The organism is Methanoregula sp., from assembly GCF_049686655.1.
Taxonomy (GTDB): Archaea; Halobacteriota; Methanomicrobia; order Methanomicrobiales; family Methanospirillaceae; genus Methanoregula.
In genome coordinates, this window is the sequence record NZ_JBAVIG010000012.1 from 30,785 (window position 1) to 43,391 (window position 12,607).

Consider the following 12,607-nt stretch of genomic DNA (forward strand, 5'->3'; position numbering starts at 1 on the left):
CACCGGTTGGACTGGCCCTGTGCACATCTGCACATAGGTAACCGTGCCTGTCCTGGGGAGGTACATGTACTTACGGGCAGAAAAAAAGGAAGTGTCGTTTAGCGGCCGGATCAGTTTTCCGCTTTGTGATGCCGGTAATTCGCCATAGGCACCCGGATCTCGAACCGTGCCCCCCTCCCCATGCCGGTCTCGTTGATCGTAATATTTGTGATAGCAAGGATCTCACGCGAGAGGAACAAACCAAGGCCGGTGTTCCTGCCAAATCCACGCTCAAACAACCGGGTCCTTTCCGCAGCCGGGATACCGGCTCCGTCATCCCCGACAACCAAGACCATCTCGTTTCCGTCCGGACTGGAAGAAATGTTCAGGGTGGTCATCTGGTCGCCTCCATACCTCATAGCATTGTCGAAGAGATTGTAGAATACTTTCTCCAGCATGGGATCTGCAAAAACCTCAAAGCTCCCGGTATTGTTCTCCAGCCTTATCGTGTTCAGGTCCAGCTGGGCCAGTGCCCTTCTGATCAAGGCATTCACATCCTGCCACACGGGAGATTCCACACCGAGCTGCTGGTACTCACGGGTAAATTCGATCTGTTCCCGCATTGCCTGAACGGCCCGCTCTTCAAGATCCAGGTACTCTTTTTGGATCGGGTCTGTTGCCAGTTCACGGATCAGCTCGATATAACTGCGGACTGCCATCAGCTTGTTGTTGAGGTCGTGCCGGGTGATACTTGTCAGGAGGCTGATATTCCTGTTCGCACTGGCAAGTGCCAGTTCTGCCTGTTTGCGTTCAGTCACGTCCCGGAACAGGCAGAGATATCCCGATGAGCCGGCACCAGAATTATCCATAGGTGTAAAAAGAATATCGAAATAATGGGGGTATCCGTCGTAGGGGAGGTGGATCTCGGCCCGCCGTTCCCCACCACTGGCAGCACTACCACCGACTTCTTTGAGCAGGGGTACCAGATCAGTAATGTCCAGTCCGACTGCGACATGGGAGCTGAACCCGGTGATTCGTTCTGCAGCCGGATTGATGTCGATGATACAATATTGCCTGTCGACAACGATCACTCCGTCGCGCATGGTGGCAAATACCCGGGAATAGGCTACCGGAACTGCGGAGAAGAGCCGGTAACGGAGAATGCCGACAGCCAGGATAATCCCGGCGATCAGGAATGCGATGGGGGTCAGGTCATAATCCGGGAACGGGGCGAACCGGAAGACGTAAGCCATGTTGCATAACGCGGGGATGACCGCAGCACAGAAAAGGAGAATGGTCTGGTTCCGGTAAAGCTTATTCTGGCCAAAGAGCCTTCCGCCTGCGAGGGTAAGTGCAACCAGGGCGATCGCATAGCAATACGCGATGGTAATCCAGAAGAGCGGTCCATGTTCGTATATCCAGATGACTGAACCATTGACAGTTTCCGCATGGAAACCGGAATAATACAGATAATGGTACTGATTTGTAAGTACCATGAGATAGACCAGCGCAGGAACAATGAAGAACAGCGGTACTGACCTGCGGGTCAGGTACTGTTCCCGCCCGGTATAGCACATTACAATAAAGAACCAGGCAACCGGCACGGTGAGCAGGGCGGGATATTCAATGTTATTGAGGAGGAGGACGGTTGAGAGCCGGGTGCTCATCATCTCCATGGCATACCCGAATATCCAGACCGTCTCTGCGGCCATCAGCAGGATGAATGGCTGCGAGATCGGGTTTGTACGGTTGCGCCAGCCGATGATCGTGAGCGCAGCTGATACTGTTCCCGATACCAGCATGAGGACAACGAGCGGGGTAAACTGGATGTTCATGGGTCCATCTTCAGCAATATATAGTTCCGGTTCCGTGTTACCGGGGGTCCGGCGGATCGTTCCCGAAGCTTGTGGACAAGCCCGCCGGGAGGTCAGATCTAATCGTCCTGCATGGGTCTTAAATACCGCAGAATTGATTCAGCCGCAGTAGTTCGCCTGCAGGAAATTCCTCACTGCTTCCGCAGGCCGGCGATCGTGTTTTTATTGTTCCTCATCACTGGAGAAGCAAAACGTCAAAACAGGACAAGGAAGATGAGACCCTTGCCCCGGTCTGTTTTTGGTTTTAATACGGGCCGGCCACCCGGAAATTGATCTGAACGGTGGCTCCGTAAGGAGTTTTCATGTAAAATCGGGTGGCAGCATTGGGCCCAGGGAACGCGGACATGCTGAACATCGATCCTATGAAAAGCACAACAGGAAAAAAGATCCCGGAGAACATTCAGCAATGGCAGCTGAACAGTTCCCGCACCATCCCAGGTATCTCCGACACCCGGGATGCAACCGGAACACCGTGCTTCCTGAGCCGGGCGATCTTCGAACGGGCATCTCCTTCGCCACCCTCAACGATTGCACCAGCGTGGCCCATACGTTTGTCCGGCGGTGCCGACACCCCGGCAATATACGAAACGATGGGGATATCGGTCGACTTTGCACCTTCTTCTTCGAGGTTTCCACCTACCTCACCGATCAGGACGACGGCCTTTGTCCGGGGATCGCTCTCAAACCGTTCCAGTACATCCATAAAGGTCTGGCCGATCACCGGGTCACCACCGATACCTACGACGGTACTCTGCCCGATGCCGGCCCGGGTCAGCTCGTCCACGACCTCGTACGTAAGCGTCCCCGAGCGGGAGATCACCCCCACATTCCCGCGGGAGAACAGGCCTGCCGGCATGATTCCCATCTTCACCTCACCCGGAGATAAGAGCCCGGGACAGTTAGGACCGATTACCTGTACGCCTTCCATCTTTGCATACGCCAGCGCTTTCATGGTATCATGAACGGGGATATGCTCGGTAATGCAGACGATCGTTCCGATACCGGCACTGGCCTCTTCCATGATCGCATCCGCTGCTGCACCTGCCGGCACGAAAATGACGGCGGCTCCGATGTCGTGCTCCTTCATTGCGTCCTTCACGGTGTTGAAGACCGGGACACCATGGACCTGCTGCCCGCCTTTGCCCGGCGTAACGCCTGCCACAACTCCCCTGCCACCGACTTTCTGCGCATAGGCATTCATCAGGCCGATGTGGAACTCTCCCTGTTTCCCGGTCGCACCCTGGACAAGGATACCGGTATTCCTGTCACCGTAGATCATGCGGTCACCGCCACGGCTTTTTTCACGACGAGATCCATTGTGTCAAGCATCTCGTAACCACCCTCCTCAAGGAGCCGGCGCCCCTCTGCCTCATTGGTCCCGGCAAGCCGGACGATCACCTTTTGCGAAATGCCTGCAGCGATAATCCCTTTTGCCACCTCATCGCACTTCGTGATCCCTCCCAGCAGGTTCACGACGATAACCTTAACGGTAGGAACACTTGCCACGAGCCGGACCGCGTGCATCACGCGCTCGCTCTCGGCGCCGCCACCGACATCGAGGAAATTCGCTGCTTTCCCCCCGTAATATTCTATCAGGTCGAGGGTTGCCATCGTGAGTCCTGCACCGTTACCAATTACTCCGATCGTACCGTCAAGCTCGACAAACGAGAAGCCATATTTCTCCGCGTCCCGCTCCCGCTCGGTGAGATCGCTGTTGACGGAAATTCCCTGACGGCCGAGTGCATTATCGTCAACTATGATCTTCGCGTCGGCTGCAAAGACACCCTGCGGCGTGGTAACGAGCGGGTTGATCTCGGCAAGGAGCGCATCCTTTTCGAGGAAGACCCGGTAGAGTTTGCTGATGATCTGCCCGATCTCTTTTGGCGCAGTTCCGATCAGTTCGCGGAGCATGAACGGTGGAAGGTCGTGCATGAGCGGGTTTGCCACCACTTTCCTGATCAATTCGGGGTGTTCCCGGGCCGTGACCTCGATCTCCACTCCACCGGCTTCCGTGAAAAGGATAAGCAGCTGTTTTGTCGAACGATCGACCGTGATCGAGAGATAATATTCGTGCTGGATTGCGAGACGCTGCTCGGCAAGGACTTCCTTTACGGGAAGCCCTTTGATCTCTTTTTTAAAGAGTTCCACTGCCGTGGCGGTGCCTGTTTTTTTGTCTGCCATCAGGATACCGCCGGCCTTTCCCCTGCCGCCGACATCCACCTGCGCCTTGAGCACAAACGCGTCCCCGAGTTCGTCCAGGTGCTGTGCAAGGTCTCCTGCAGAGGTCAGGAGAGAACCGGCCGGAACGGGAATCCCGTACTCCCGGAGCACCTTCTTTGCCTCGTATTCCCGTAATTTCATGGTGATATCCCTGCTGCAAGTTCAATGCCTTTTTTCATTGCCCTGATGTTGAGGTCCTCGGTCCCCCTGGGCACGGAATCGAGGATCGCTTTCTCCAGTGCAGTCTCGCTTACGACATGGGTCGATCTGACAAGTGCCCCGAGCATCACGATATTGGCGACAATATCCCTGCCGAGAGTGGCCTTTGCTTCCTTCGTTGCCGGGATCTCGATGCACCGGCATGCAGGACGGGAGTGGACGAGCGTTGAATCAACCAGCATCACTGCCGGGTTCACTGCATCCGCACCGTACTTCTCGAACCCTTCCTGCGACATGATCACGTAGATGCCGGGAACAGCAACTTTCGGGTACAGGATTGGTGCGTCGTCAATGATCACCGCGCTCATCGACGCCCCGCCCCGGGCCTCCGGCCCGTAGACCTGCGTCTGGACGGCGTACTTGTTGTCGTACATCACCGCAGCCCGCCCGAGGATAACCGCCGAGAGGATGATTCCCTGGCCGCCAAAGCCCGAGAACCGAACCTCATTCCTCATGATTTCACCCCAAGAGCCGGCCGGTTCCGCCGGGCCAGCTCCCCGACGACATACATATCGTCCGGAACCGTCTCGCCCTGCTCCAGCATCCGGTCGCGTTTCGCTTTCAGTATGGAATGTGCCCGCAGGTATTCCACGTGGTCGGCTACCTGTTTGAACTTGTTCCTGCGGCCAAAGGCGGTAGGGCACTGGACCAGTGCCTCGATAAAGGAGAAACCCGGAGTCTCGAGACCCACCTTCACCGCTTTCTCGAGTTCTTTCACGTGATACGAGGTCCAGCGCGAGACATAGTTCGCCCCTGCCGCGATCGCCAGCTCGCAGAGATCGAACGGAGCTTCCACGCAGCCGTACGGGGTAGTAGACGAGAGGCACCCTTTCGGGGTCGTCGGGCTGCCCTGCCCACCGGTCATACCATAGATCTGGTTGTTCATGCAGACCACCGTGAGATCGATATTGCGCCGGCAGGCATGGATGAAGTGGTTGCCGCCAATTGCCGCCAGGTCGCCATCCCCGGTGAACACGACAACATTGAGATCCCTGTTTGCCATTTTCACACCTGTTGCAAAGGCGATAGCCCTGCCATGCGTAGTGTGGAGCGAGTCGGTCACTATGTATCCCGGTGCCCGGGAAGAGCACCCGATACCGGAGACAAAAACGGTCTCCTCTTTCGTCCAGCCTACCTGGTCGACCGCAGCCAGCGTGCAGTTGATGATCGTGCCGTTGCCGCAGCCCGCACAATAGATATGGGGGAGCCGGTCCTGCCGGTACCAGTCATCGAAGCTCATCCCCTTGCCTCCAGTGCTGCTTTGAGTTCGGAGGGTGTGTGGAGTTCCCCGCCCAGTTTGGGCAGGCTGATAACCGGCACCTCTGCATGCCGTTCGATCTCCCGTGCTACCTGTCCGAGGTTCATCTCCGGAACGAGGAACCTTCGGGCATTCCCGAACTCCTTAAGCGCGTTTTCCGGGAAAGGCCAGACGATCCGGAGCCGCAGGAGCCCTGCATCCTGATCCTGGTTGTCGTGGATCACCTGCTGCACCGTGCGAACGGGAGCGCCATATGCGATGAAGACCTGTTCTGCGTCCGGATTGATTACATCATAGTCCGCAATGTCGTGACGGGACAGTTCAACCTTATCAACCAGACGCTGGACAAGGTTTGCATGGAGCTTCGGGTTGGTGGCGCACGGGTAGCCGCGCTCGTCATGGGTGAGCCCGGTCACGTGGACACCAAACCCTTTGCCAAACTGCGGGAACCCGGGAACGAGATTGCTTTCCGGCTTGAAAGGCAGTGTTCCTTTTACAAGCTCCCTGCGGGGGACCTGCTCAACGGTATCGGGGATGGTAATCTTCTCCCGCATGTGCCCGATCACTTCGTCGGCCATCAGGAAGACCGGGACCCGGAACCGGTCGGCGAGGTTGAACGCCTTTGCCGTGAGCTCAAACATCTCCTGGACACTCGCCGGGCAGAGCGCTATGATTGAATAGTCCCCGTGTGAACCGAACCGGCACTGCATCATATCTCCCTGGGCAGCCATCGTGGGCTGGCCGGTGGAGGGGCCGCCCCGCTGGACATTCACGATCACGCAGGGGGTCTCGGTCATGGCAGCATAGCCGATATTCTCCATCATAAGGGAGAAACCCGGGCCGCTCGTTGCAGTCATGGCCCGCATTCCCGTCCACGATGCACCGATTACCGAGGCGATCCCCGCGATCTCGTCCTCCATCTGGATGAAGACCCCGTTCATCTTCGGGAGTTTTGCCGCCATGTGTTCGGCAACTTCCGTGGATGGGGTGATCGGGTATCCCCCGAAAAAGCGGCAGCCAGCCGCAAGCGCCCCTTCTGCACAGGCAGTATTTCCCTGCCAAAATTCAGTCCGCGTCAATATTCGATCGCCACCTTTCTTGGTTCATACGGTTCTTCCTCATCCCAGTGGATCGCCTGGTCCGGGCAGGTGAGCTGGCAGACGCCGCAGAGCTGCCGCCCGTAGAGGTTCCTCAGCCGGCAGTTCGTACAGCGCTCAGGACGGTCAAGTTCAGGTACAACAATACCCCGGCGATTGGGCTTTTTCCCCTCCCTGAAGATCTTGTACGGGCAGACCTTTGTACAGAGATTGCACCCTTTGCACCGGGTCTCGTCGATGGCGAGTTTCATGTGAGATTTTGTCCTGTCGTACTACTTTTCCCTTGAGGTGAAAAAACCTATTTGTTTATCGCATGCTTCAGGTCCGGCCTTTTTTTGATAGTACTCCTCGAATACTTCACCTGCATGGCGCCGCACGGACTCGAAAATGTCATTGCCGTCCGAGTCAATTCCCACAACGAGCGGGAGCCGGTCGAGCGCTATCACCCAGACCGCCTCGGCCATGCCGAGATCCTCAAAAAAGACCCCTTTAAGGGTCATGTGAGAGGAGGCAAGGGCCGCACACCCGCCCGTGAAAGCGAAATACACGCCCCTGCCCCGGAGCTGTTCGCGGACAAGAGACCCCATCCCGCCTTTCCCGATCAGTCCCCGCACTCCCCTGTCGAGCAGGAACCCCGAGAGCTCATTCATCCGCGCTGATGTTGTCGGCCCGGCAGCAAGGACCCGGTTGTCCTTCACCACGGGACCGCAGTGGTAAATCACCGCCCCTTTGGGATCGAACGGTATCCCCTCTTTCTGCATCCGCAGGTGTGCTTCGTCCCGTGCCGTATAGACGATGCCGGAGAGCTCCACGTGATCGCCGGCCCGGAGCACAAGGACTTCCTCCCCGAGAGGCGTGCGAAGCTGGATGGGTCCCTGCGTCACCACTGCACCTCCCGGGTCGCGTGCCGGTTCGCCCAGCACTGGACATTTACCGCCACGGGTAGTGAGGCGGTGTGGCAACCTGCAGTCTTCACCTTCACCGCGAGAGCTGTAGTATCACCACCCTGCCCCATAGGGCCGATACCAAGCTTATTGACCGAATCGCAGATCTGCTGCTCAAACAGTGTCATCGTATCGACCGGCAGGAGGAGCGCTTCCTTCGCGAGCGATGCCGCAAGATCGAACGTCCCCCCTATCCCGACCCCGAGAAAGACAGGGGGGCATGGCTTCCCCTCGGCATGCAGCATCGTCTCTACGACAAAACCTTCGATACCATATACGTGAGAGGGGAGGAGCATGGCGATCCGGGAGCTGTTCTCCGCCCCGGCGCCCTTGGGGAGGACGGTCACCGTGAAACGCTCTCCTGGCCGGACATGGATTGCCGGCATCCCGGGGCCGGTATTGTCCCCGGTATTATGGCGGGTGAGGGGATCGACGACATTGGGACGGAGCGGCACCTTCTTTGTTGCTATCCGGCACCCTTCGGCCACCGCATCATAGAGGCCCTGCGTGAGCGGGACGTCGGGAGGAAGAGTGAGGTAAACGACAGGGACGCCGGTATCTTGGCAGAGCGGCACGCCAAGCTCCCCTGCGGCTTTGACATTTTTCAGAATATTGGCAAACTCGCCGCGGGCAACCGGGTTTGTCTCGGCAGCAGCAGCCCGGTCGATCACCCGGAGTACATCGGGCGGGAGCGAGATGGCTGCTTCGCGGAATGCCTGGAACGTTGCCCCGGCAAGCGCAGCGTACAGCGGGGAATTGTCCTTCATTATGTACACATGAGCACTATGGAATAATATATAGGTGTACGCAAGAGAGGGCAGAGCGATGTGCGAAAGACCTAATTATGGAAGTTTAGTGGAAGTGTTGCATATTGGGGGTGAGGCATTCCAGAGAGTGTTGGCCGGGTGCTCTCCGGAACCACCACAACCCAATAGCCTTCATGGGCATTGCAACCTGGCGGTAACGGTTTGAATGGAAAGGGGGGGGTCAAATACGATTTGAAAATAAAACGGTGGGGGGTTACCTGCCAACCCCCCTCTCATTCAGTTCCGGCCCAAGTCCGTACTTCAGCGATATTTCCCGACGAAACGCCACGTTCCGGAAAGCGTCAGGTACCGCACCCGGCCATACCATTTCCGGCACGCGTGGGGGGGTTGACAGGTAACCCCCTTCCCATCATAACAGAACCGGTAAAATCTCCGGCTGGCAAAGAATGCCAGGCCGGAAAGTTATCAGGGAACAAAGCCTGAACGGGAATGAGAAAACGAAAAAGCGTATAAGAGAGAAAAGAGAGAAGAAAAAAATTACTTCTTGCCACCCTTTGCGGGTGCTGCGCCTTTCTTCTCATCGGCCTTGGCAGGTGCTGCTCCCTTTGCTGGTGCTGCTTCCTTGCCACCCTTTGCCGGTGCCGCGCCTTTTGCTGCGTCCTTGCCACCCTTCGCCGGCGCTGCTCCTTTCACGGGCTCAGCAGCTGCTGCCTCTTCAACAACAACAGGTGCTGCAACAACCTTTTCACCGACAAGCTTCGGTGCCGCGACGATCCTTCCGCTGACCTTGATGACGCTCACTTTCAGGTGCGAGGGGGTCGGAAGCTTGTGGCCTGCATGGCGGAGTGCATCCTTGATCTTCTCAAGATACTGGGGCGTGGAGTAGACGGTCAGGATCTTCTGGCCGGGGGTAACCCGGGCTGCAGTCCCGACTGCTTTGCCGAACGCAAGGCGCATACCTTCAGACACACGGTCCGCACCCGCACCGGTTGCCTGCTTGTTCTCGCGCAGGACATGGTGGGGGAAGACACGTACCTTGAAGTGGAAGTTGGACCTGCCGACATCCTTCATCAACCGGCGGTTGGCGGTGATGCGGGCGGCCTCGAGGGCGCTGTGCCGGATCTGGCATGCCTCTTCGACAATCAGGTCAACTTCTGTCGGGAATTCCTGCGAGAGGTTGCCCATCTCGAACTGAACAATCTTGCTCCCGGGAACACCGCCCATGTATTCGCGCCGTGTATAGGCCTTCTTGGCAACTTCCCTGTACATCTTTGCCGGTTTTCTAACCATCGCGTCCTACTCCTGTGATATATTGTCAAAAGCGGGCAAAAATACCAGAAAATGCTCAGATATTGATGCCTGTACGCTTCACAAACTGCTTTTATAAAATGGAGATGGAGGGTATTAAATCTTACTGGACAGCTCCCGATTCCTCGTTGATCATGTCAAGGAGGTGACGGCGGATCCGGACGAAGGGTTCTCCTGTACGTTCACGGGGTCTTTCCCCGGGAACGGTGACGATCTCCCGTATCGTCCCGGGGCGGCGGGTCAGGACGACGATACGATCAGCAAGAAATACCGCTTCATCGACGCTATGCGTGACAAACAGGATTGTCTTCTTCGTCTTCTGCCAGATATGGAGCAATTCGTGCTGCATCCGGTTCCGGGTCTGGGCATCGAGCGCCCCGAAGGGTTCGTCCATCAGGAGGATCGAAGGATCGATGGCAAGCGCCCGGGCAACGGCGACCCGTTGCCGCATACCTCCGGACAATTCGTAGGGAAAGCTGTGTTCGAAACCTTTGAGTCCCATAAGTTCGAGATAATTCTTTGCTCTCTCTTCCCGCTCAGCCTTTTTCATGCCCCTGAGTTCGAGCCCGAGCGTCACGTTGTCCTGCACATTCCGCCACGGATACAGCGAATACTCCTGGAAGATCATGGCCATCTGGGGGCTGGGTTGCGTTATCGTCGTGCCATTTATGGAGATGGTTCCCGATGTCGCAGATTCGAGCCCGGCGATGATGCGGAGGATCGTGGTCTTCCCGCACCCCGATGGGCCAAGGATGCAGATGAACTCCTGGTCCCGGACCTCAAGGGAGATGCGGGAGAGCGCCTCGATCGTCTCACCTTTTTCCGTAGTGAATGTGCGGGATACGTCCCTGAGCATGAGGGTCATCGGTCAAGCCCCCTCCAGCTGAAAAAACGGCGCTCTACAATCTTGAAGAGAATATCTATCGCAAGCCCAATCAATCCGATGGTTATCATGCCGGCAACGATCACGTTCATCTGCCCCTGATTATACGCGTACATGATCAGGTAGCCGAGACCGGATGTCGGGCCGGGAAGGATCTCTGCTGCAACTACGCACATCCATGCGATCCCGAAACCGACACGGAGCCCGGTCCAGATGGTAGGAGCGGCACCGGGAACTATGATACTGGAGAGGACCTGCCGTTCGCTCGCCCCCAGTGTGGTTCCCACTTCGATCCAGGTCTTCTTAACGCTGCGCACACCGTCAATCGTGTTGAGCAGGATGGGAAAAACCGAGCCGATGAAGATGATGAATACGATCGAGGCAATGCCGAGCTTGAACCAGGCGAGCGCGAGAGGTACCCAGGCGAGGGGAGGGACTGGCCGGAGCATCTCGAGGGTTGTGTCGAAGAAATCGTTAATCCGGGAAGATCTGCCCATGCCGATCCCGAGGGGGATAGCAACAGCAGCAGCGATGCCAAACCCGATGGTTACCCGCTCGATGCTGACAAGGGCATTGTCAACAAGACTTCCCGTGCCGAGCGTAAAATCCGTGCTGAATGGATTGAGCAGCACCGGGATGACCGACTCAAGCCTCGGCAGGTAAAAAGGGTTGTTGATGATGATCGCCGCTGCCTCCCACCCGAAGATGAGGAGGAGGGGCAGTACCAGGCCAAGGCGTCGTGTCATCTTTTCCTATTATAATGTCCTGCTGTCCTGATTAAATTTTTACTTCAGTTGTTGCAAATCCGCTGTTCTGCAGGGCATAGCGGAGCATGACGTCCTGGATGGAACCTTTTCCGGGCACTGCAATGACGAGAGGCTGGCCGGCATCAGAGCGCTGTTTTGCCCATGCTGCAAAGCTCTGCCAGTCCTGGACAGGTGCCCCCCTGGTCACGACAAGACCGGTACCGAGATTATCGATCGGGTAGGTGATCCTGATCGGTATGCCCTGATCAATTGCAGCGATCGCCGGTGGCGCACCGACGTAGGACATCTGGATCCCATTGGTCGCTGCAAGCTGCATCAGGGCCGGACCGGCTGATGCGGATACGAGGTGTACTTCGGCGACTTTCTGGCCGTTCACGATGAAGTCCGCTACATCAGGTTTTGCCTTGGTCGGATCCTGGGGTTTGAGTTCGATCCCATAAGTGTCATTGAAGTACTGGTAATCCTTGACCGCGACAAAAAGCGCCGAGTGATCCACAGCCATCAGGTAACCTACGGTGACAGGATCTTTTATTACGGGAGGTGTCGTCACATTTTTCGTTGCGATAATGGCCTGTGCATTCTGGTAGGGGGTGAAGTTGTAGAGCAGCGATTCCTTGTCTCCGGCCGAGCCGTTCTTCAGGAACCCGTTGATGGAGCCAAGGTCGATCTGTGCCTGGACAAAATCATTCATGCTGCCCTTCCATGCATCAGATGGTTCAGTGGTGAACCTGATGGTCGGTATGGAGTTATTGACCGCGGTGACAGACGAGACACTCACGTTGCCGTAAGTGAAATTCTGCTTTCCTGCAAGCCAGTCCGCAACGATCCCCGCCGATTCCTGGGGATGGTCGGTGATATACTGGTCCGACGCGATGTTGAGTGCACTGAACGCATTTACGAAATCAGGGTTGTTGTCATAGAAATCCTGGCGGACGACGAACACGTTCTGGGGGTGATCGCTCCACTTCCCTGCAGGCGGGAGGTCCTTTGAATAGGAGGCAACCTGCCCGATCCCGCTCTCCACACCGGCCTCGACGACGGGCTGCCAGGCAATGTACCCGTCGACCTGGTTGGTAGCAAGGAGGCCCGGCATCGGTCCGACACCCTGTGTGTAGAGAATCCCAACGGTTCCCAAAGAGGGCGTTGTGGATACCGGTGCCGTGGTAGTCGTGCCAGACGGTGTTGCTGCAGGCTGGGTGCAGCCGGCAGAGAGTAGCAAGAGGGCAATAGCGAAGAGCGCGATTGCCGTAACCTTCGTTGAGTTCATGCGGGAAATGTTGCTTTGGTAATA

General features: G+C 56.9%; 13 protein-coding genes. All 13 read right to left on the reverse strand.

The window, feature by feature from the left end; translation table 11 throughout:
- Window positions 1-110: 110 nt before the first annotated feature.
- The 13 genes from WBL42_RS01190 to WBL42_RS01250 all read right to left on the reverse strand — a co-directional run bounded on the left by WBL42_RS01190 (window position 111) and on the right by WBL42_RS01250 (window position 12,583).
- Window positions 111-1,814 carry a histidine kinase N-terminal 7TM domain-containing protein gene (locus tag WBL42_RS01190; RefSeq protein ID WP_424719439.1) on the reverse strand — a complete coding sequence of 568 codons (1,704 nt, stop codon included), beginning with the start codon at window positions 1,812-1,814 and terminating at the stop codon, window positions 111-113.
- A gap of 439 nt (window positions 1,815-2,253) precedes the next feature.
- Complete coding sequence (gene sucD / locus WBL42_RS01195) at window positions 2,254-3,132, reverse strand: succinate--CoA ligase subunit alpha (protein WP_424719440.1); 879 nt, start codon at window positions 3,130-3,132, stop codon at window positions 2,254-2,256.
- Complete coding sequence (locus tag WBL42_RS01200; RefSeq protein ID WP_424719441.1) at window positions 3,129-4,214, reverse strand: succinate--CoA ligase subunit beta; 1,086 nt, start codon at window positions 4,212-4,214, stop codon at window positions 3,129-3,131. Before WBL42_RS01200 ends, sucD begins: the two co-directional genes overlap by 4 nt.
- Window positions 4,211-4,747 carry a 2-oxoacid:acceptor oxidoreductase family protein gene (locus WBL42_RS01205; RefSeq protein ID WP_424719442.1) on the reverse strand — a complete coding sequence of 179 codons (537 nt, stop codon included), beginning with the start codon at window positions 4,745-4,747 and terminating at the stop codon, window positions 4,211-4,213. The genes WBL42_RS01200 and WBL42_RS01205 overlap by 4 nt, the downstream gene beginning before the upstream one ends.
- Window positions 4,744-5,532 carry a thiamine pyrophosphate-dependent enzyme gene (locus tag WBL42_RS01210; RefSeq protein ID WP_424719443.1) on the reverse strand — a complete coding sequence of 263 codons (789 nt, stop codon included), beginning with the start codon at window positions 5,530-5,532 and terminating at the stop codon, window positions 4,744-4,746. The genes WBL42_RS01205 and WBL42_RS01210 overlap by 4 nt, the downstream gene beginning before the upstream one ends.
- Window positions 5,529-6,629, reverse strand: a complete 1,101-nt coding sequence (locus WBL42_RS01215) for a 2-oxoacid:acceptor oxidoreductase subunit alpha (protein ID WP_424719444.1) — start codon at window positions 6,627-6,629, stop codon at window positions 5,529-5,531. Before WBL42_RS01215 ends, WBL42_RS01210 begins: the two co-directional genes overlap by 4 nt.
- Window positions 6,626-6,898: a 4Fe-4S dicluster domain-containing protein gene (locus WBL42_RS01220; RefSeq protein WP_424027073.1), complete on the reverse strand. Its 273-nt coding sequence runs from the start codon at window positions 6,896-6,898 to the stop codon at window positions 6,626-6,628. The genes WBL42_RS01215 and WBL42_RS01220 overlap by 4 nt, the downstream gene beginning before the upstream one ends.
- Window positions 6,899-6,919: 21 nt before the next feature.
- Window positions 6,920-7,531 carry a FumA C-terminus/TtdB family hydratase beta subunit gene (locus WBL42_RS01225; protein WP_424719445.1) on the reverse strand — a complete coding sequence of 204 codons (612 nt, stop codon included), beginning with the start codon at window positions 7,529-7,531 and terminating at the stop codon, window positions 6,920-6,922.
- Window positions 7,528-8,358 carry a fumarate hydratase gene (locus tag WBL42_RS01230; RefSeq protein ID WP_424719446.1) on the reverse strand — a complete coding sequence of 277 codons (831 nt, stop codon included), beginning with the start codon at window positions 8,356-8,358 and terminating at the stop codon, window positions 7,528-7,530. Before WBL42_RS01230 ends, WBL42_RS01225 begins: the two co-directional genes overlap by 4 nt.
- A 537-nt stretch (window positions 8,359-8,895) precedes the next feature.
- Window positions 8,896-9,648, reverse strand: a complete 753-nt coding sequence (locus WBL42_RS01235) for a 50S ribosomal protein L16 (protein WP_424719447.1) — start codon at window positions 9,646-9,648, stop codon at window positions 8,896-8,898.
- Between the two features lie 121 nt (window positions 9,649-9,769).
- Window positions 9,770-10,531, reverse strand: coding sequence for an ABC transporter ATP-binding protein (locus WBL42_RS01240; RefSeq protein WP_424719448.1), 762 nt, complete (start codon window positions 10,529-10,531; stop codon window positions 9,770-9,772).
- Entirely contained in the window at window positions 10,528-11,295 is a 768-nt protein-coding gene (locus WBL42_RS01245; protein ID WP_424719449.1) for an ABC transporter permease, read from the reverse strand. Before WBL42_RS01245 ends, WBL42_RS01240 begins: the two co-directional genes overlap by 4 nt.
- Window positions 11,296-11,326: 31 nt before the next feature.
- On the reverse strand, window positions 11,327-12,583 hold the full coding sequence (locus tag WBL42_RS01250; protein WP_424719450.1) for an ABC transporter substrate-binding protein: 1,257 nt from the start codon (window positions 12,581-12,583) through the stop codon (window positions 11,327-11,329).
- Window positions 12,584-12,607 lie beyond the last annotated feature (24 nt).

What these genes read in the sequence shown, in the direction of transcription:
- WBL42_RS01190 (WP_424719439.1), bottom strand. Translation starts at nt 1,814, where the DNA reads ATGAACATCCAGTTTACCCCGCTCGTTGTCCTCATGCTGGTATCGGGA.
- sucD (WP_424719440.1), bottom strand. Translation starts at nt 3,132, where the DNA reads ATGATCTACGGTGACAGGAATACCGGTATCCTTGTCCAGGGTGCGACC.
- WBL42_RS01200 (WP_424719441.1), bottom strand. Translation starts at nt 4,214, where the DNA reads ATGAAATTACGGGAATACGAGGCAAAGAAGGTGCTCCGGGAGTACGGG.
- WBL42_RS01205 (WP_424719442.1), bottom strand. Translation starts at nt 4,747, where the DNA reads ATGAGGAATGAGGTTCGGTTCTCGGGCTTTGGCGGCCAGGGAATCATC.
- WBL42_RS01210 (WP_424719443.1), bottom strand. Translation starts at nt 5,532, where the DNA reads ATGAGCTTCGATGACTGGTACCGGCAGGACCGGCTCCCCCATATCTAT.
- WBL42_RS01220 (WP_424027073.1), bottom strand. Translation starts at nt 6,898, where the DNA reads ATGAAACTCGCCATCGACGAGACCCGGTGCAAAGGGTGCAATCTCTGT.
- WBL42_RS01230 (WP_424719446.1), bottom strand. Translation starts at nt 8,358, where the DNA reads ATGAAGGACAATTCCCCGCTGTACGCTGCGCTTGCCGGGGCAACGTTC.
- WBL42_RS01235 (WP_424719447.1), bottom strand. Translation starts at nt 9,648, where the DNA reads ATGGTTAGAAAACCGGCAAAGATGTACAGGGAAGTTGCCAAGAAGGCC.
- WBL42_RS01240 (WP_424719448.1), bottom strand. Translation starts at nt 10,531, where the DNA reads ATGACCCTCATGCTCAGGGACGTATCCCGCACATTCACTACGGAAAAA.
- WBL42_RS01245 (WP_424719449.1), bottom strand. Translation starts at nt 11,295, where the DNA reads ATGACACGACGCCTTGGCCTGGTACTGCCCCTCCTCCTCATCTTCGGG.
- WBL42_RS01250 (WP_424719450.1), bottom strand. Translation starts at nt 12,583, where the DNA reads ATGAACTCAACGAAGGTTACGGCAATCGCGCTCTTCGCTATTGCCCTC.